This window comes from Bradyrhizobium sp. LB14.3 (assembly GCF_040547985.1).
Classification (GTDB): domain Bacteria; phylum Pseudomonadota; class Alphaproteobacteria; order Rhizobiales; family Xanthobacteraceae; genus Bradyrhizobium.
This window is the reverse complement of sequence record NZ_JBEPQT010000009.1, coordinates 218,592-237,657: the sequence shown is the minus strand read 5'-3', so window position 1 is coordinate 237,657 and position 19,066 is coordinate 218,592. Positions and strand designations below refer to the sequence as shown.

The window sequence follows — 19,066 nt, the reverse complement described above, 5'->3', positions numbered from 1 at the left end:
GAGCTCCACACCAAGGAGGCGGCGAATGGGACAAGACGTCAGAAGTCCCCGAGGTCCACGGTGCATTGCGCTGGTGGGCCCTTTCCAAAGCGGTAAAACCACACTCCTCGAAGCAATCCTGGCGCGAACGGGCGCGATCCCGCGCGCCGGCAGCGTCGATGCCGGAACCTCCGTCGGCGACGCCAGTGCCGAAGCCCGTCATCATAAGATGACCGTCGGGCTCACTGCCGCCACCACGAATTTTATGGGCGACAGCTACACCTTCCTCGATTGTCCCGGTTCCGTCGAGTTCGCCCACGACATGCGCGCCGCGCTGCCTGCGATCGACGCCGCAATCGTGGTCTGCGAAGCCGACGAGAAGAAGCTGCCGCAGCTTCAGATCATCCTGCGCGAGCTGGAGGAGCTGAAGATCCCGCGTTTCCTGTTCCTCAACAAGATTGACCGCGCCAACAAGCGCATCCGCGAAACGCTCGAGATACTCCAGCCCGCCTCGCGCGTGCCGCTGGTGCTGCGCCAGATCCCGATCTGGAACAACGAGCTGATCGAGGGCTTCGTCGATCTCGCGCTGGAACGCGCGTTCGTCTACCGCGAGCACAAGGCCTCCGAAGTGGTCGCGCTCGAAGGCGGCGATCTCGATCGCGAGAAGGAAGCCCGCTTCTCGATGCTGGAGAAGCTCGCAGATCATGACGATGCGCTGATGGAGCAGCTGCTCGAGGACATCCAGCCGCCGCGCGATGCGGTGTTCGACGATCTCGCCCGCGAATTGCGTGAGGGGCAGATATGTCCGGTGCTGATAGGCGCCGCCGCACGCGAAAACGGCGTGCTGCGCCTGATGAAAGCGCTGCGCCATGAGGCGCCCGGTGTCGCGGAGACCGCAAAACGTCTCGGCGTTCCCGAGACCAGGGATGCGCTCGGCTTCGTGTTCAAGACGCTGCATTCGCAGCACGGCGGCAAGCTGTCGCTGACGCGGCTGCTCGCCGGCCATCTCGACGACGGTGCCACGCTGCAATCCTCCTCCGGCGGAGCCAGCCGCATCTCCGGGATCCTCGCCGTCACCGGCGCCTACGACACCAAACGTGGCGCGGCGGAAGCCGGCGACACGGTGGCGCTCGCCAAGCTCGATCCCATAAGCACCGGCGACACGGTCTCGAACGGCAAGACCCAGCCGGCTGCGCTCGCAGCCAGCGAGCCGACGCCGCCGGTGCTCGCGATCTCGGTTGCGGCCACCGACCGCAAGGACGACGTCAAGCTCGGCCAGGCGCTGACGCGGCTGCACGAGGAGGATCCTTCGCTCGTCTTCGTGATGAACGCCCAGACCCACGACACCGTGCTGTGGGGACAGGGCGAGATGCACCTGCGCGTCGCGAGCGAGCGGCTGCGCGACCGCTTTGGCGTCAAAGTTGCCTCGCATCCTCCCGCGATCGGCTATCAGGAGACCATCCGCAAGCCGATCGTCCAGCGCGGCCGCCACAAGAAGCAGTCCGGCGGCCACGGCCAGTTCGGCGATGTCGTGCTCGACATCAAGCCGCTGCCGCGCGGCGACGGCTTCAAGTTCGCCGAGAAGGTGGTCGGCGGCGCGGTGCCGCGCAACTACATCGGCGCGGTGGAAGAGGGCGTCGTCGACGGGCTCACACGCGGTCCGCTCGGTTTCCCCGTCACCGATTTGCAGGTGACGCTGACCGACGGCTCCTATCACAGCGTCGATTCCTCCGACCTCGCCTTCCGCACGGCGGCGCGGGTCGGGCTGAATGAAGGCCTTCCGTTATGCCAGTCGGTGCTGCTGGAGCCGATCCACGTGGTCGAGATCGTCTGCCCGACCGATGCCACCGCCAAGATCAACGCGATCCTGTCGGCGCGGCGCGGCCAGATCCTCGGCTTCGACACCCGCGACGGCTGGAGCGGATGGGACTGCGTCCGCGCCATGATGCCGGAAGCCGAGATCGGCGAGTTGATCGTCGAGCTGCGCTCGGCCACGGCAGGCGCCGGCAGCTTCACCCGCCAGTTCGACCACATGGCCGAAGTGACCGGCCGCGCCGCCGACCAGATCATCGCCGCGCATCAGCACGCGGCGTGAGCCGCCTCTCGCAGTAACAGACGCACGCTCTCGCCCTCTTCCCGTTGTTACGGGGAGAGGGAGACGCACAGCCCGTGGCGGCGAGCGCCCTCTTGCGCTCGGCCCGGATTGATGTATTTTACATCATTGTGCATGCTCCAGACATCACTTATAATCTCTCATACGTGAGGCCAAGGTGATCACGTCGTTCCAGATGCGGGCAGCGCGCGCGCTGCTCGGCATTGACCAGAGGGCCTTGGCGGAGCTCGCAGGCGTTTCGCTGCCGACCATTCAGCGGATGGAGGCGAGCACCGGCAACGTTCGCGGCGTGGTCGAGACCTTGATGAAGGTGGTCGAAGCCTTTGATCGGGCCGGCGTCGAGCTGATCGGCGAACAGGCTCGCAGCGAAGGCGGCGGACGTGGCGTTCGGCTGAAACAGCCGGGGCCGCCGCGTCGGGTTGGAGCGTGATCCCGCAATGATCATGCTCGGGAGCAGACTTAACTAACGCACCGTCGCGCCCCGATACGCGGCCGCACGATGCATCGGAGCGGTGTGGGCATGAGCATCACAGGCGAACACGCAGGCAAGCTGCACCAGCTTCGTCGGCCGACCTTTACCGAACTCTATCTGCCGAAGCTCGTCACCGTGTGGCGCGAGGGCTATGGCTTGTCGGATTTCCGCGCCGATGTGTTCGCGGGCCTCACGGTCGCAATCGTCGCGCTGCCGCTGTCGATGGCGATCGCGATCGCTTCGGGCGTGACGCCGGATCGCGGACTCTACACCGCTGTTGTCGGCGGCTTCATTGCGTCACTGCTCGGCGGCAGCCGGTTCCAGATCGGCGGCCCGGCCGGCGCCTTCATTGTGCTGGTTGCGGCGACCGCCGACCGTCACGGGGTTGACGGCGTGGTCCTCGCCACGCTGATGGCGGGCCTGTTCCTGATCGCCGCGGGCTTCCTGCGGATCGGCACCTATATCAAGTTCATTCCGTATCCGGTGACGGTCGGCTTCACGGCCGGCATCGCCGTCATCATCTTCGCGAGCCAGCTGCGCGATCTCGGCGGGATCACGCTGGTCGCGAAAGAGCCGAGCGAATTCGTCCCAAAACTCGTCGCGCTCGCCGGGGGGCTGCACACCGTCAATCCGTCGGCCGTCGCGGTCGCGATCGTCAGCATTGCCATCATCGCCGGCCTGCGACGCTGGCGGCCGTCCTGGCCGGGCATCCTGATCGCGGTCGTGCTCGCGGCGGCCGCATGTGCCGTGCTGTCGCTGCCGGTCGAGACCGTCGGATCGCGCTTCGGCGGCATTCCGCGCGAACTGCCCGCGCCGGCCTTGCCTGCGTTCTCGCTCGCGAAGGCGACCGCCGTGCTGCCGGATGCGATCGCCTTCGCGCTGCTCGCCGCCATCGAATCGCTGCTGTCGGCGGTGGTGGCCGACGGCATGACCGGACGCCGTCACCGCTCCAATTGCGAGCTGGTGGCGCAAGGCGCCGCCAATGTCGGCGCGGCGCTGTTCGGCGGCATCTGCGTCACCGGGCTGATCGCGCGCACCGCGACCAACATCCGCGCCGGCGCGCGGGGGCCGCTCGCGGGCATGCTGCATTCGATCTTCCTGCTGCTGTTCATGCTGATCGCGGCGCCGCTCGCGAGCTACATCCCGCTGGCCGCGCTCGCCGCCGTGCTCGTCGTGGTGGCCTGGACCATGGCAGAGAAGCACGAATTCGCGACGCTCCTGCGCTCGTCGTGGGGCGATGCCGTCGTGCTGCTCGCAACTTTCCTGCTCACCATCTTCCGCGATCTGACCGAAGGCATTTTGGTCGGCTTCGCGCTTGGCGCGGTGCTGTTCATCCATCGCATGGCGGAAATGACGGGCATCGAGGAACGTTCGCCGCTGGTGGCCGCCGATCGTCCCGATGACGGCAATGGCGAGCGCGTGCCTTACGACCCCGCGCTCGCGGTCGATCGCGACGTGCTGGTCTATCGCATCACCGGCGCGTTCTTCTTCGGCGCCGCCTCGGCGATCGGCAGCGTGCTCGACGGCATTGCCGACAAGCGCAAGGGCTTCGTGGTCGACTTCGCCGCAGTGCCGTTCCTGGATTCGACGGCGGCCAACGTGCTGGGACGCGTCGCCGCAAAAGCCCACCGGCAGGGCATCCGGCTGTTCATCACCGGGGCATCGCCTGCGGTTCGCCGCGCGCTGCTCACCCATGGCGTCACGCCGCCGCGAGCGCGTTATCGCGAGACCATCGCGCGTGCCGTCGCCGACATCAAGGGCCGCACGGCCCAGCTCGCGGGCGATGACGCGGGCACGGCCTAGCGCCGCGGCCTTCCCGGGGCGTCCGCGCGCTTGACAGGGCCCGCGGGACGCGAAATGGATCGCCTCCGACGCTCCCCAGGGAAGGATGACCGTGACCAAGGCTCCCGCAGCCTGTCTGATCGGATGGCCGGCCGCGCATTCGCGCTCGCCGCTGATCCACCATTACTGGCTGCGCACGCTCGGGATCGAGGGCGGCTATCTCATCGAGGCGGTTCCACCCGATAATTTGCGCGACTTCGTGCTGCGGCTGTCACTGCGCGGCTTCGCGGGCGCTAATGTCACCATCCCGCACAAGGAGAGCGTGCTTGAGCTCTCGAAGCCCGATGCCCGCGCGCAGGCGGTCGGAGCGGCCAACACGCTGTGGTTTGCGGACGGCGAGCTGCGCTCGACCAACACCGACGTCGAGGGTTTCATTGGCAATCTCGACGCCAGCGCGCCCGGATGGGACGCAGCCGGCGAGGCGCTGGTGCTGGGCGCCGGCGGCTCCTCGCGTGCGATCGTGTTCGGGCTGCTCGAACGCGGCTTCAAGCGCATCCATCTCGCCAACCGCACCATCGCGCGGGCCGAGACGCTTGCAAGACAATTCGGACCGAACGTGCATCCTGCTACATGGGACAGCGTGAACGGCCTCCTGCCGCGCGCAAAACTTCTCGTGAACACGACCTCGCTCGGCATGCACGGTCAGCCTTCACTCGACGTTGAAGTCGCCCGCCTGCCGGATGGCGCCGTGGTCGCCGATCTCGTCTATGTTCCGCTGATGACGCCGCTGCTGGCGGCCGCAAAGGCGCGCGGGCTGAAGACCGCCGACGGCCTAGGCATGCTGCTGCATCAGGCGGTTCGCGGCTTCGAGCTGTGGTTCGGCCAGCGGCCGCAGGTCACGGCCGAGCTGCGCGCGCTGGTCGAGGCCGATCTCACAAAGACTTGAGAGAATAGCGCGTAATCTCCGGCGTTCTATGTCCGTAGGGACAATAGGGACAATCGGAGACCATCATGTCTGTTCAACGTGCAACTTTCACACGTCCGCTCATCGCCGTCGCGATGGTGGCCGTCTCGACCCTCTCGGCACTTGCGCAAAGGGCGCCGGTGCCGACGCGCGTGCGCGGCACGATCGAAAGCGTCAATGGCGATACGATGCAAGTCAAGTCGCGCAGTGGTGAGGATGTCAAGCTCCACATCGCCTCCGACGTGAACGTGTCAGGCATTACGAGGATTTCACTCGCCGACATCAAGGCCGGCTCCTTCGTCGGCGCCACCACCGTGCCGGGACCGGACGGCGGTGCGAACGCGGTCGAGGTCCACGTGTTTCCGGAGAGCATGCGCGGCACCGGCGAGGGCTCGCGGCCCTATGACCTCAAGCCCAACTCCAGCATGACCAATGCGACCGTGTCGGAGAGCGTGGTCGGCAATGACGGCCATACGCTGCTGGTCAAGTACAAGGACGGCGAGAAGAAGGTGTTCGTCGCCGACAGCACGCCGGTGGTGACCTTCGTGCCCGGCGACAAATCCGATCTGAAGGCCGGCGCCAAGGTGATCGCCTTCATGAAGCAGCTGCCGGACGGCTCATTCGAGACCAACCGCGTCAGCGTCGGACGCGATGGTCTGACACCGCCGATGTGATTATTGCAGCCGGGAATAGCGGTGGTCACGCGGGGTTGCCGTATTGATCGCCGCTCCTCCCTGGAGGGATATCATGCCGAAAGTGAACAACTGGATGCCACGCCTCGTCGTGGCCGCATTCGCCGCTTGCATCGTTATTACGTCATCCGTCTCGGCGCAGCAGGCGCCGACGGTCCGCATCCGCGGAACCATCGAGAGCATCGACGGCAACATGCTCGATATCAAGACCCGCGAGGGTACTGACGTGAAAGTGCGCATGACCGACAACGTTGCCGTCTTCGCGGTGGTGAAGACCTCGTTGTCGGAGATCAAGGACGGCTCCTATATCGGCGTCACCGGCCTGCCCGAGCCCGACGGCACCCAGAAGGCGATCGCCGTGCACATCTTTCCCGAAAACCAGCGCGGCGCGGCCGAAGGTTTTCGTCCCTGGGACGCCCGCGCCAACTCGACCATGACCAACGCCACGGTCTCACAGACGGTGAAGGGCACCGACGGCCAGAACATCACGGTCAAGTACAAGGACGGTGAGAAGAAAGTCGTGGTTCCGCCGGACACGCCGATCGTCACCTTCGTCGCCAGCGACAAATCCGAGCTCAAGCCGGGCGCCAAGCTGATCATTTTTGGTGCGGCGAAGAAGGACGATGGTTCGCTGGAAGCCAACCGGGTGAATGTCGGCAGGGACGGCGTGACGCCGCCGATGTGAGGCGTGAAACTGGCAGAGCCGTAGGGTGCGTAAAGGCGCGCGAGCGCCGTGCCCACCATCTTTCCACGATCGCAGCAAAATGGTGGGCACGCTTTCGCTTTGCCCACCCTGCGCCGCCTCACATCGCAATGATATGATCGTCGATCTCGTCGATCCTGTTGACGCCGCACAGGCCCATGGTGGTGAGCAGCTCCTTCTGGATGATGTCGATCGCCTTGGCGACCCCGGCCTGACCGCCGGCGCCCAGGCCGTAGGCGTAGGCGCGGCCGATCATGCAGGACTTTGCGCCGAGCGCGAGCGCGCGCATCACGTCCTGGCCGGAGCGGATGCCGCCGTCGAACATGATCTCCATCCTGTCACCGACCGCGTCGGCGATCTCGGGCAGCACCTCGATCGATGACGGGGCGCCGTCGAGCTGACGGCCGCCATGGTTCGACACGACGAGGGCCTGCGCGCCGGTCTTGGCGGCCTCCTCGGCGTCCTCGACGTCCAGAATGCCCTTGATGACGAGCTTGCCCGGCCAAATGCTGCGGACCCACTCGATGTCCTTCCAGTTCAGCGAGGTGTCGAACTGCGAGGCGGTCCATTCCGCGAGGCGATTGAGGTCCTCGGTGTTCTTCACGTGGCCGGCGATGTTGCCGAAGGTGCGGCGCTTGCCCTGCAGCACGCCGGAGACCCACGCCGGCTTGGTCGCGAAATCCAAAAATTTCGACAGCGTCCACTCGGGGGGGATCGTCATGCCGTTCTTGATGTCGGCATGGCGCTGGCCGATGACCTGGAGGTCGACGGTGAGCACGAGGGCGCTGCACTTGGCGGCCATCGCGCGCTGGATCAGCTCCTTGATGAAGCCGCGGTCCTTCATCACGTAGAGCTGGAACCAGAACGGCTTCTCGACATTGGCCGCGATGTCCTCGATCGAGCAGATCGACATCGTCGACTGCGTGAACGGGATACCGGCGGCTTGCGCGGCGCGGCAGGCATGAATCTCACCATCGCCATGTTGCATGCCGAGCAGGCCCACAGGCGCGAGCATCAGCGGCATGGTCGAGGACTCGCCGAGGATCGTGGTCGCGGTGTCGCGTTTGGAGACGTCGACCAGGATGCGCTGGCGGAACTTGATCGCCTGCATGTCATCGCGGTTGGCGCGCAGCGTTTCCTCGGCGTAGGAGCCGCGGTCGCAATAATCGAAGAACGCCTTCGGCACGCGGCGCTGATGCAGTGTGCGAAGATCGTCGATACAGGTGATATGCTTCATGAATTTTTCCCCGGCCCGTCTTTGCATCAGGAGTCTTGCATCAGGAGTCTTGCATCGGAAGATCGAGGGGTCATCTAGCATGGTTGGATGCTCAGCCAAATCGTTTGCATCCTTTGTGGAGAGGAGGTCGCCATGACGAGACCGCACGCCGGACCGACTCCGGAAGAGATCAAGGAGAAGCATGATCTCGAGGAAGCGCTGGAAGAAGGTCTGGAAGAGACCTTTCCGGGCTCCGATCCCGTCAACGTCACCCAGCCGGCGCCGAGCCGCGGCGACGGCCATGTGAAGCGCTCCAGCTAGGGGCGGGTTCCGCGCTGTTTCGGCATTTTTCGCCGGGAATATAGTGTTAACAAGACGTTATCGGCGCCGTGGCGCGCCGGGTTCCGTAATGATTGATCATATTTTTTGAAGCCAAGTTAGCCGTGATGGCTCTATAAGAGCTCAGCAAATCAGGGATGCGGGGCCCGTTGGGGCACCCGAAGGTTGTAGTGGGGACCCCTGGTTGTTGCGTGGGGGACGATATGAGCCGCAAATATTTCGGGACGGACGGGATCCGGGGCCGCGCCAACGGACTGATCACGCCGGAGCTCGCGCTCAAGGTCGGCCAGGCCGCAGGCCTTGCGTTTCAGCGCGGTGACCACCGCCACCGGGTCGTGATCGGCAAGGACACCCGCCTGTCCGGCTACATGATCGAATACGCGATGGTCGCGGGCTTCACCTCGGTCGGTATGGACGTGCTGCTGGTCGGCCCGATGCCGACGCCGGCGGTGGCGATGCTGACCAAGTCGATGCGCGCCGATCTCGGCGTGATGATCTCGGCCTCGCACAATCTGTTCGAGGACAACGGCATCAAGCTGTTCGGCCCGCAGGGCTTCAAGCTTTCCGACGACGTCGAGAAGCAGATCGAGCAGCTGCTCGACGAGCCCATCGGCAAGCGTCTCGCACAGAGCGCCAGTCTCGGCCGCGCCCGCCGCATCGACGGCGTGCATGACCGCTATATCGAATTCGCCAAGCGCACGCTGCCGCGCGATCTGTCGCTCGACGGCCTGCGCGTCGTGGTCGATTGCGCCAATGGCGCCGCCTACAAGGTGGTGCCGGAAGCGCTGTGGGAGCTGGGCGCCGACGTGATTCCGATCGGCGTCGAGCCCGATGGCTTCAACATTAACAAGGAATGCGGCTCCACCTCGCCGGAAGCCTTGTCGAAGAAGGTGCGCGAGATGCGCGCTGACATCGGTATCGCGCTCGACGGCGACGCCGATCGCGTCATCCTGGTCGACGAGCGCGGCCACATCGTCGACGGCGACCAGCTGCTTGCGGTGATCGCGCAAAGCTGGAAGGAAGACGGGCGGCTGTCGCGGCCGGGCATCGTCGCGACCGTGATGTCGAACCTCGGGCTTGAGCGTTTCCTCAAGGGGCAGGGGCTCGATCTCGTGCGCACGCCGGTCGGCGACCGCTACGTGCTCGAGCAGATGTTGAACGGCGGCTACAATCTCGGTGGCGAGCAGTCCGGCCACATCATCCTGTCCGACTACGCCACCACCGGCGACGGCTTCGTTGCCGCGCTGCAAGTGTTGGCCGTGGTGCAGAAGCTGCGCCGGCCGGTGTCGGAAGTCTGCCACCGCTTCGATCCGCTGCCGCAGATCCTCAAGAACGTCCGCCACAAGGGCGGCAAGCCGCTCGACGACACCAGCGTCAAATCGGCGATCTCCGACGGCGAGCAACGGCTCAACGGCCATGGCCGCCTGCTGATCCGCTCTTCCGGCACCGAGCCGGTGATCCGCGTCATGGCCGAGGGCGAAGACCGCATCCTGGTCGAGGACGTCGTCGACACCATCGTCTCGGCGCTCGGACAGGCAGCGGCGGCCTAGGCGCATCCCAGCCATCGACGATTGGCGGTGGTTTGGCCGCCCCGGTCATCGTAGTCAGGCCGTGCGGCGGTTCGCCGCGCCTGCCGGGATATTCCATTGAACAAGCCCGTCGTCGTCAGCGACGTGACGCCGGCGGCGAAGTCGGCCGCAGGGCCGGCCTATGTCGTGCTTGCCGGCATCAGCTTCTCGCACTTCCTCAACGACACCATGCAGTCGCTGATCGCTTCGGTGTATCCGATCCTGAAGGACACCTACGCGCTCGACTTCGCGCAGATCGGCATGATCACGCTGGCGTTCCAGTTCACGGCCTCGCTGCTCCAGCCAGTGGTCGGCCACTACACCGACAAAAAGGCGCAGCCCTATTCGCTGTCGATCGGCATGGCCTCGACCTTCTTCGGTCTCTTGCTGCTCAGCGCCGCCCACCAATATCTCGTCATCCTCGTCGCCGCCGCGTTGGTCGGTCTCGGCTCGGCAGTGTTTCATCCCGAATCCGCGCGCATCGCGCGGCTCGCCTCCGGCGGGCGCTACGGCTTTGCGCAATCGGTGTTCCAGCTCGGCGGCAGTTTTGGCACCTCGATGGGACCGGTATTGGCCGCGCTCATCGTCGTGCCGTTCGGGCAGGGCAGCATCGCCTGGTTTTCCTCGATCGCCTTCCTCGCGATCCTCATCCTCTGGCGCATCGGCCGCTGGTACGAACCGCAGATCAAGGCGAAGAAGACGGTCGCGATCGAGACCCATCCCGACGCGCCGAGCTCGCGTCGCGTCACCGTTGCGCTCCTCGTGCTGGTCGCGCTGCTGTTCTCGAAACAGCTCTACGTATCGAGCCTGTCGAGCTATTACATCTTCTATCTGATCGACCGCTTTGGCGTGTCGACCCAGGCGGCGCAGATGTATCTCTTCGTTTTCCTCGCAGCGAACGCGGTCGGCGCTTTTCTCGGCGGTCCCCTGGGCGATCGCTACGGCCGCAAGATCGTGATCTGGATCTCGATCCTGGGCGCGCTGCCGTTCACGCTGGCGCTGCCCTATGCGGGGCTCTATGCGAGCGCGGTGCTCTCGGTGATCATCGGCCTGATCATCTCTTCGACGACGTCGTCGATCATCGTGTTCGCGCAGGAGCTGGTACCGCATCGCTTCGGCATGATCTCCGGCGTGTTCTTCGGCGTCGCCTTCGGCATCGGGGGCCTGGGCGCGGCCGTGCTCGGCAAGCTCGCCGACCACACCTCGATCGAGTTCGTCTACCAGGTCTGTGCCTATCTGCCGGCGATCGGCCTGCTCGCGGTGTTCCTGCCCAAGCTGCCGCGGCACGTCCGTTAACGCATCCTGTCTTGCCGCAACGCGGCTTCATACATCGTTAGCAATTGCGACGTTCAGCCGCCGCATTTTTGCAGCGCTCTTGCCGCATCGGCGTGTGAGTTGAGAAAAAATCAACCTTAAAAATTAGGGTTAAGTGGCGCTTAAACATTTGCTGGCATCGTCCGGGCCGTGAGTTTCCAGAACGTGAGGCGCCGTATTTGCCTCACCGGCCAAAAGGACGAAGCCAATGCGTAGCGTTAAGTCTCTCCTTGCCGCGGGTGCGGCAACCCTGATGTCCTCGATGGCGTTCGCCGCCGACATGCCGATCGCAGCGCCCCCTCCGATGTACGCGCCCCCGCCGCCGCCCTCGGACTTCGGCGGCTGGTATCTGCGCGGCGACGTCGGCATGACCAACCAGAGCGCCAAGCGCATCGACAGTGCTACTGCAGCAGCGTTCCCGACCACGACGACGGGGCTCGGTTTCGACTCCTCGCCGCTGTTCGATCTCGGCGTCGGCTATCGCTTCAACAACTGGTTCCGCGCCGACTTGATCGGTCAGTACCGCGGCAAGGCCAATCTGCACGGTGCGGACAACGTCATTGCGCCCGGCTTCGTTGGCTCCAACAATTACAGCGGCAGCAAGTCCGAGTGGGTCGTCATGGCGAATGCCTATGTCGATCTCGGCACCTGGTGGTGCATCACGCCGTTCATCGGCGCCGGTGTCGGCGGCTCCTACAACAAGATCAGCGGCTTCCGTGACGACGGCGTGTCATACAGCCCGTTGCTGAACAACAGCGTCGCCTACTTCGCCGACAACGGGAAGTGGAATTTGGCCTGGGCGGCTCACGCCGGTCTCGCCTACAGGGTCAATCCCGGGTTCACGGTCGAACTGGCCTACAGCTACATGAACCTCGGAGACGCGGCGCCCGGCAACTACCGCTTGTTCGACAACAGCGCCTCCGGTCCGTCCACGATCAAGATCAAGGAGCTCACCTCACACGATATCAAGCTCGGCGTGCGCTGGGATCTCAACAGCCCGCCGGCCTACATGCCGCCGCTCGTCACCAAGGGCTGATCGTCAGCCTGATCGCTTTAGACTTCTTAACGGCGCGGGATCATCCCGCGCCGTTTTGCTTTGCGTATTTTTCATGGCTTCACCGCGACGAAAGTCCCCGGCGCAACCATTGGTTAAGGTTAACGGGCGATGATCACGAGCGAAAGTTCGAGTTCGATGGAGCGTTCGATGCGTAGGCTTTTGTTGGCGGCGGCGATATTGGGGACGGTCTCTGCCGCGCACGCGGCCGATCTCTCTGACCTGCCCATCCTGCGCGGCAGCTTCACGGACGGGCTGTCGAAGACGTCCCACAACTGGGACGGTTTCTATGTCGGCGGCCAGTTCGGCTTTGCCACGACCGACGTCGATTTCAGTCACGCCCCAAAGACGATGACCGACTTCATGCTTCGCAACAGCATCCTCCAGGCGCCGGTCGGCGGCTGGGCGCTGCTGCCGAGTAACCACGTGCAGTCGACCGGGTTTGGCGCCTATGTCGGCCGCAATTGGCAGCTCTACGATGCGGTGTTCGGCGTCGAGGCCAATTACAGCTACATGAACAATCTGTCGAGCTCGGCGAGCGATTCCATGGCGCGATTGCTCCCTGGCGAAACGGCTCCGACTGGCCATACTTATACCTACGCCACCACGCTCGGTGGTGGTGCTGCGCTGAAGCTCAAGGATTACGCAACCTTCCGCGGCCGCGTCGGCTGGGACGGGGGCGACTTCATGCCGTATGCCTTTGCCGGCTTGGCAATCGGACGCGCCGAAGTTTCGAGATTTGCGACAGTATCCTGGCAGAAGTACGATGACTTCGACGACGTCGTAATCAACGGCGGCATAGCCACAACGGTTCATAGACATCTGCCCGCCGGTTCGGACACACTGTCCAAGACTGAGCTGCGCACCAACAGCTTCATGTACGGATGGACGGCCGGTATCGGTGTCGAGTACGCGATCTGCGGCAACATCCTGCTTCGCGGCGAATGGGAGCATGTCGGCTTTTCGAACGTGAAGGACATCACGGTCGGCCTGAACAACTTCCGCGTCGGCGCTGGCTACCAGTTCTGAGCCGTCCGCTTCCTGTTGACAGCCTTGTTTCCTCCTGATGCTCTGTCGCTGAACGCGCGGGGCGGCAGCGATGCGGATCTAGGGCGATACCAATTCCGGCAATTGTCTGAAGGTGAAGTGGGTCTGCGACAAGCTCGCGTTGTCTTACCGATGGATCGAAATAGATACGCGCAAGGGCGAGACGCGCACGCCGCAATTCCTCGAGATGAACGGCGCCGGCCAGGTGCCAACCGTCGCCTTCGACGATGGTCGCACGCTGGCGCAATCCAATGCCATCATCCGCTATCTCGCACGCGACAGCGCGCTCGTTCCGCGCGATGCCTTCACGGCCGCCAAGATGGACGAATGGCTGTTCTGGGAACAATACAGCCACGAGCCCTATATCGCGGTGTGCCGCTTCCAGCTCGTCTATCTCGGCAAGGACGCCTCCGAGCTCGATCCTGAAAAGGTCAAGCGCGGCTATGCGGCGCTCGACCGCATGGAGCAGCATCTCGCCGGCAGCCGCTTCCTTGCTGGTGACGCGGTTTCGCTCGCCGACGTGTCGCTGCTCGCCTATACCCGCGTTGCGCATGAGGGCGGCTTCGATCTCGGCCGCTTTGCCGCCGTCCGCCGCTGGATCGCCGAAACCGAGACCTTTCTCAGGCTTCCCAAGGTGCGTTAAGGCGCGCTGAGGCAGGAGTATCGCAATGAACGCTGAATCCGTCTCCATTCGTCCGGCGCGCCGCGAGGATGTTGCTGCGATCGTCGCGATGCTCGCCGACGATCGTCTCGGGAGCGCACGCGAGCGCGTGGAAGATCCGTTGCCTGCGGTCTATTACGAGGCATTCGCGCGGGTCGAGCGCGATGAAAATCTCCAGCTCGTGGTTGCCGAGAGCGAGGGCAGGGTGGTCGGCTGCCTGCAACTCGCGATCCTGCCCGGCATCAGCTCGCAGGGCGGTATGCGCGGTCTGCTCGAAGATGTCCGCGTCGCTTCCGATTGCCGCAGCCGCGGCATCGGCGAGCAATTGGTGCAATGGGCGGTGACCGAAGCGAAAGCGCGCGGCTGCAATCTGGTCGAATTGCTGACTCATCAGACGCGAACAGATGCGCAGCGCTTCTACAAGCGGCTCGGATTTACATCGAGCCACGTCGGCATGACTGTTCGCTTTTGATGCAACGCGCCGCGAGCGTTGCACGATCAGCGAAATCGGATCGCGTGTTCGGTCATGTTAAGAGCTGATAAACTACCCGTTCGTGGTTCACGTGGAACCGGGAGCGAACGGTGCTACGGCAGCGTCTGCAACCGGGCTCGGTCGGTTCGGGGATTTCGATGAAAAGCTATTCGATAATCAAGGTCGGCAACGATTACGTTGTGCAGGCCAATGACAAATGCATTTTGAAAGTTGGCAGCCGCCGCCGTGCCGCGCAATTGATCAGCGATGCCACGGGCTTGCTGAACGCGCTTGCAGTGGTCGAAGCTCCGGATATCGCGCCGGAGGCGCCATCACTCGCGCGTGAGGTCCCGGAACTTCCTTGACGACTCCTCCCGTTTCCCGTATCAGCCGCGGCGGGACACCTCCCCCCAACGGGAGGCTTACTATCTGGAAGGGTAGACTATGACTGTAGCGAAGCCCGCTTCGCGGCCGAACGTGCCGCATTTTTCCTCCGGCCCCTGCGCCAAGCGCCCCGGATGGAATGCCCAAAATCTCAAGGACGCAGCGCTCGGCCGTTCGCATCGCGCGAAGGTCGGCAAGACAAAACTCAAGCTCGCGATCGATTTGACGCGCGAAGTGCTTGAAGTGCCCGCCGATTATCGCATCGGCATCGTGCCGGCCTCCGATACCGGCGCGGTCGAGATGGCGCTGTGGTCGATGCTGGGTGCGCGGCCCGTCACCACGCTCGCCTGGGAATCTTTCGGCGAGGGCTGGGTCAGCGACATCGTCAAGGAATTGAAGCTCAAGGACGTCACCAAGCTCAACGCTGCATACGGTGAACTCCCCGACCTCTCCAAGGTCGATCCGAAGTCCGACGTCGTCTTCACCTGGAACGGCACCACCTCAGGCGTGCGCGTGCCCAACGCCGACTGGATTAGCGCGACCCGCGAAGGCCTGACCATCTGCGACGCCACCTCGGCCGCGTTCGCGCAAGCCCTCGACTGGGCCAAGCTCGACGTCGTCACCTTCTCCTGGCAGAAGGCGCTCGGCGGCGAGGCCGCGCACGGCATGCTGATCCTGTCGCCCCGCGCGGTGGAACGGCTCGAAACCTACAAGCCGGCCTGGCCGTTGCCGAAGATCTTCCGCATGACCAAGGGCGGCAAGATCAACGAGGGCATCTTCGTCGGCGAGACGATCAACACGCCGTCGATGCTCTGCGTCGAGGATTATCTCGACGCGCTGAACTGGGGCAAGTCGATCGGCGGCCTGAAGGCGCTGATCGAACGCGCCGACGCCAACACCAAGGTGCTCGCCGACTGGAAGGCGAAGACGCCGTGGATCGATTTCCTCGCCAAGGACGCCGCGATCCGCTCCAACACTTCGGTGTGCCTGAAGTTCACCGATCACGCGATCACCTCGCTCTCCGAGGACGCGCAGGCTGACTTCTCCAAGAAGCTGGTGGCGCTGGTCGAGAAGGAAGGCGCGGGCTACGACTTCGCCTATTATCGCGATGCGCCCGCCGGCCTGCGCATCTGGTGTGGTGCGACCGTCGAGGCCAGTGATGTCGCGCTGCTGACGCAGTGGATCGACTGGGCTTTTGCCGAGACCAAGGCCGCGCTCGCCAAGGCGGCGTGAGCTTTCTTTCTTAGCCTCTCCCCGAAAGAACGGGGAGAGGGAGAAGAAACCGCTCCGAGACATCAACTTATTCCGGTCGAAGGCCGCCCTGGTTTCAGGGAAGGTAGAGGATTATCCCCATGACCAAACCCAAAGTTCTCATTTCCGATGCGCTCTCTCCCGCAGCCGTGCAGATTTTCAAAGACCGCGGCGTTGAGGTCGATTTCCAGCCCAATCTCGGCAAGGACAAGGATAAGCTCGCCGAGATCATCGGCAATTACGACGGCCTTGCGATCCGCTCCGCGACGAAAGCGACCGCCAAGATCCTCGAGAAGGCCACCAACCTCAAGGTGATCGGCCGCGCCGGGATCGGCGTCGACAACGTCGAGATTCCCGCCGCCACGGCCAAGGGCATCATCGTGATGAACACGCCGTTCGGCAATTCGATCACGACCGCCGAGCACGCCATCACCCTGATGCTGGCGCTGGCGCGCGAGATTCCGCAGGCGGACGCTTCGACCCAGGCCGGCAAGTGGGAAAAGAATCGCTTCATGGGTGTCGAGATCACCGGCAAGGTGCTCGGCGTCGTCGGCTGCGGCAACATCGGCTCGATCGTCGCCGACCGCGCGCTCGGCCTGCGCATGAAGGTGATCGCGTTCGATCCGTTCCTGTCGCCGGAGCGCGCCAGGGACATCGGCGTCGAGAAGGTCGATCTCGACGATCTCTTGAAGCGCGCCGACTTCATCACGCTGCATACGCCACTGACCGAGAAGACCAAGAACATCATCGATGCTGCCGCGATCGCCAGGATGAAGAAGGGCGTGCGCCTGATCAACTGCGCCCGCGGCGGCCTCGTCGATGAGCAGGCCGTGGTCGACGCCTTGAATTCCAAGCATATCGCGGGCGCCGCCTTCGACGTCTTCGTCGAGGAGCCCGCCACTGCGAACGTGCTGTTCGGTCACCCCAACGTGATCTGCACGCCGCATCTCGGCGCGTCCACCACCGAAGCGCAGGAGAACGTCGCGCTCCAGGTCGCCGAGCAGATGTCGGATTACCTGCTGACCGGCGCGATCTCGAATGCCGTCAACTTCCCCTCGATCACCGCGGAAGAGGCGCCGAAGCTGAAGCCGTTCATCACGCTCGCCGAGAAGCTCGGCTCGTTTGCCGGCCAGCTCACCGAGACCGGCATCCTCAAGGTCGAGATCACCTATGAAGGCCACGTCGCCGAGATGAAGATCAAGGCGATCACCTCTGCGGTATTGTCGGGCCTGCTGCGGCCGATGCTGGGCGAGGTCAACGTCGTGTCCGCGCCCGTCGTCGCCAAGGAGCGCGGCATGGTGGTCGACGAGATCGTGCGCGCCGCGCAGAGCGACTATGAGAGCCTGATCACCGTGACGGTCGCGACCGAACGCCAGGAGCGCTCGGTCTCCGGCACCGTCTATCACGACGGCAAGCCGCGCCTCGTCGACATCAAGGGCATCCGCGTCGACGCCGAGTTCGGCAAGTCGATGATCTACGTCACCAACGAGGACAAGCCGGGCTTCATCGGCAAGTTCGCAGGGCTTCTCGGCGACGCCAAGATCAACATCGCGACCTTCCATCTCGGCCGTGTCGAGCAGGGCGGCGATGCCATCGCGCTGGTCGAAGTCGACGGCGCGGTGCCGGCCGATCTGCTCGCCAAGGTGCAGGCTCTGCCGCAGGTCAAGCAGGTCAAGGCACTGACGTTCTGATACGCAGACATATTCCGACCAGCGGAACAACGCCGCCTCCATCACCGGAGGCGGCGTTTTTATTTCTCCCGCGACCGCTGGACATTGTGTACCAATAGCGCCGAGAAGACCTCGACAGACGCTCCGTTCAAAATCGTTCGAAAAGGGAGAAGACAATGCGTGAAGCCGTCATCGTTTCCTATGCGCGTACGGGCCTCGCAAAATCCGGCCGCGGCGGGTTCAACATCACGCCGCCGATGTCGCTCGCGGCCCACGCCATCCAGCACGCGGTGAACCGCGCCGGTGTCGAGAAGGATTATGTCGAGGATTGCTATCTCGGCAATTGCGCCCATGGCGCGCCGAACATCGGCCGTCAGGCCGCGCTGCTCGCCGGCCTGCCGACGACCACCGCCGGCGTCTCGGTGAACCGCTTCTGCTCGTCGGGGCTGCAGACCATCGCGATGGCCGCCAACTCGATCCGCTCCGACGGCGCCGATTGCATCGTCGCCGGCGGTGTCGAGAGCATCTCGATGCCGGGCGGCGGGACGCCGAAGGAGACGATCGATCCGGAATTGCTCAAGGTCGCGCCTGACATCTTCATGGCGATGATCGACACCGCCGACATCGTCGCCGAGCGCTACAAGCTCAGCCGCGAATACCAGGACGAGTTCTCGCTGGAATCGCAGCGCCGCATGGCGGCGTCCCAGCAGGCGGGAAAATACAAGGACGAGATCGTCCCGATGAAGACCAGGATGAAGGTCGTCGACAAGCAGACCAAAGCGGAGAGCATCGTCGACTACGTCGTCGATCGCGACGAGTGCAATCGCCCCGAGACCACGCTGGAAGGTCTCGCCAAGCTCGAGCCGGTGAAGGGCCCCGGCAAGTCCGTCACCGCCGGCAATGCCAGCCAGCTCTCGGACGGCGCTGCTGCCGTGGTGCTGATGGAAGCCAAAGACGCCGAGAAGCGCGGCCTGAAGCCGCTCGGCCGCTTCGTCGCCTGGGCGACCGCCGGCTGCGAGCCCGACGAGATGGGCATCGGTCCGGTGTTCGCGATCCCGAAGCTGCTCAAGCGCACCGGCCTGAAGATCGACGACATCGATCTGTGGGAGCTCAACGAGGCGTTCGCCAGCCAGTGCCTCTACTCGCGCGACAAGCTCGGCATCGATCCCGCCAAGTACAACGTCAACGGCGGCTCGATCGCGATCGGCCATCCCTTCGGCATGACCGGCGCCCGGCTCACCGGCCACCTGCTGCAGGAAGGCGCCCGCCGCAAGGCCAAGTGGGGCGTCGTGACGATGTGCATCGGCGGCGGCCAGGGTGGCGCCGGCCTGTTCGAGATCTATAGCTGAGATCAAGCGACATGAATGCGAAGGGCACGGCGCCGC

The 19,066-nt window shown here is 64.3% G+C and carries 18 protein-coding genes; 17 read left to right on the top strand and 1 reads right to left on the bottom strand.

From position 1 onward, the window contains the following. Positions 1–25 precede the first annotated feature (25 nt). The 6 genes from ABIB00_RS19440 to ABIB00_RS19415 all read left to right on the top strand — a co-directional run bounded on the left by ABIB00_RS19440 (position 26) and on the right by ABIB00_RS19415 (position 6,687). Entirely contained in the window at positions 26–2,074 is a 2,049-nt protein-coding gene (locus tag ABIB00_RS19440; protein ID WP_247353059.1) for an elongation factor G, read from the top strand. A 175-nt stretch (positions 2,075–2,249) separates the two neighbouring features. Next, the gene (locus ABIB00_RS19435) at positions 2,250–2,522 is read left to right on the top strand and encodes a helix-turn-helix domain-containing protein (protein WP_247353060.1); all 273 of its coding nucleotides are present in this window, start codon (positions 2,250–2,252) and stop codon (positions 2,520–2,522) included. Between the two features lie 90 nt (positions 2,523–2,612). Further along, complete coding sequence (locus ABIB00_RS19430) at positions 2,613–4,367, top strand: SulP family inorganic anion transporter (protein WP_247353062.1); 1,755 nt, start codon at positions 2,613–2,615, stop codon at positions 4,365–4,367. A gap of 85 nt (positions 4,368–4,452) precedes the next feature. After that, positions 4,453–5,292, top strand: a complete 840-nt coding sequence (locus ABIB00_RS19425) for a shikimate dehydrogenase (RefSeq protein WP_247353064.1) — start codon at positions 4,453–4,455, stop codon at positions 5,290–5,292. Positions 5,293–5,357: 65 nt separating this feature from the next. Next, entirely contained in the window at positions 5,358–5,984 is a 627-nt protein-coding gene (locus ABIB00_RS19420) for a hypothetical protein (protein WP_247353065.1), read from the top strand. A gap of 73 nt (positions 5,985–6,057) precedes the next feature. Continuing rightward, on the top strand, positions 6,058–6,687 hold the full coding sequence (locus ABIB00_RS19415; protein ID WP_502917844.1) for a single stranded DNA-binding domain-containing protein: 630 nt from the start codon (positions 6,058–6,060) through the stop codon (positions 6,685–6,687). Between the two features lie 118 nt (positions 6,688–6,805). On the opposite strand, the gene ABIB00_RS19410 is transcribed toward ABIB00_RS19415, so the two are convergent. Continuing rightward, positions 6,806–7,942: an alpha-hydroxy acid oxidase gene (locus ABIB00_RS19410; RefSeq protein WP_247353066.1), complete on the bottom strand. Its 1,137-nt coding sequence runs from the start codon at positions 7,940–7,942 to the stop codon at positions 6,806–6,808. Positions 7,943–8,074: 132 nt separating this feature from the next. Here ABIB00_RS19410 and ABIB00_RS19405 point away from each other — a divergent pair, with 132 nt between their 5' ends. The 11 genes from ABIB00_RS19405 (at position 8,075) to ABIB00_RS19355 (ending at position 19,030) form a co-directional block, all read left to right on the top strand. Then, a complete protein-coding gene (locus ABIB00_RS19405) occupies positions 8,075–8,242 on the top strand; it encodes a hypothetical protein (RefSeq protein ID WP_247353068.1) in 168 nt (55 codons plus the stop codon). 221 nt (positions 8,243–8,463) lie between these two features. Beyond that, a complete protein-coding gene (gene glmM, locus ABIB00_RS19400; protein WP_247353069.1) occupies positions 8,464–9,810 on the top strand; it encodes a phosphoglucosamine mutase in 1,347 nt (448 codons plus the stop codon). 96 nt (positions 9,811–9,906) lie between these two features. After that, complete coding sequence (locus ABIB00_RS19395) at positions 9,907–11,124, top strand: MFS transporter (protein ID WP_354052581.1); 1,218 nt, start codon at positions 9,907–9,909, stop codon at positions 11,122–11,124. Positions 11,125–11,350: 226 nt separating this feature from the next. After that, the gene (locus ABIB00_RS19390) at positions 11,351–12,178 is read left to right on the top strand and encodes an outer membrane protein (RefSeq protein ID WP_247353070.1); all 828 of its coding nucleotides are present in this window, start codon (positions 11,351–11,353) and stop codon (positions 12,176–12,178) included. 168 nt (positions 12,179–12,346) lie between these two features. After that, positions 12,347–13,225 (top strand): outer membrane protein, encoded by an 879-nt coding sequence (locus tag ABIB00_RS19385; protein WP_354105463.1) that lies wholly within the window; start codon positions 12,347–12,349, stop codon positions 13,223–13,225. 106 nt (positions 13,226–13,331) lie between these two features. Further along, entirely contained in the window at positions 13,332–13,886 is a 555-nt protein-coding gene (locus tag ABIB00_RS19380) for a glutathione S-transferase family protein (protein WP_354105480.1), read from the top strand. Between the two features lie 25 nt (positions 13,887–13,911). Beyond that, positions 13,912–14,376: a GNAT family N-acetyltransferase gene (locus tag ABIB00_RS19375; protein WP_354105462.1), complete on the top strand. Its 465-nt coding sequence runs from the start codon at positions 13,912–13,914 to the stop codon at positions 14,374–14,376. A gap of 158 nt (positions 14,377–14,534) precedes the next feature. After that, the gene (locus ABIB00_RS19370; protein ID WP_354052574.1) at positions 14,535–14,741 is read left to right on the top strand and encodes a hypothetical protein; all 207 of its coding nucleotides are present in this window, start codon (positions 14,535–14,537) and stop codon (positions 14,739–14,741) included. 79 nt (positions 14,742–14,820) lie between these two features. Further along, complete coding sequence (locus ABIB00_RS19365) at positions 14,821–15,993, top strand: phosphoserine transaminase (RefSeq protein ID WP_354105461.1); 1,173 nt, start codon at positions 14,821–14,823, stop codon at positions 15,991–15,993. A gap of 119 nt (positions 15,994–16,112) precedes the next feature. Then, on the top strand, positions 16,113–17,702 hold the full coding sequence (gene serA, locus ABIB00_RS19360) for a phosphoglycerate dehydrogenase (protein WP_247353079.1): 1,590 nt from the start codon (positions 16,113–16,115) through the stop codon (positions 17,700–17,702). A 155-nt stretch (positions 17,703–17,857) separates the two neighbouring features. Continuing rightward, positions 17,858–19,030 (top strand): thiolase family protein, encoded by a 1,173-nt coding sequence (locus ABIB00_RS19355; protein WP_247353081.1) that lies wholly within the window; start codon positions 17,858–17,860, stop codon positions 19,028–19,030. Positions 19,031–19,066 lie beyond the last annotated feature (36 nt).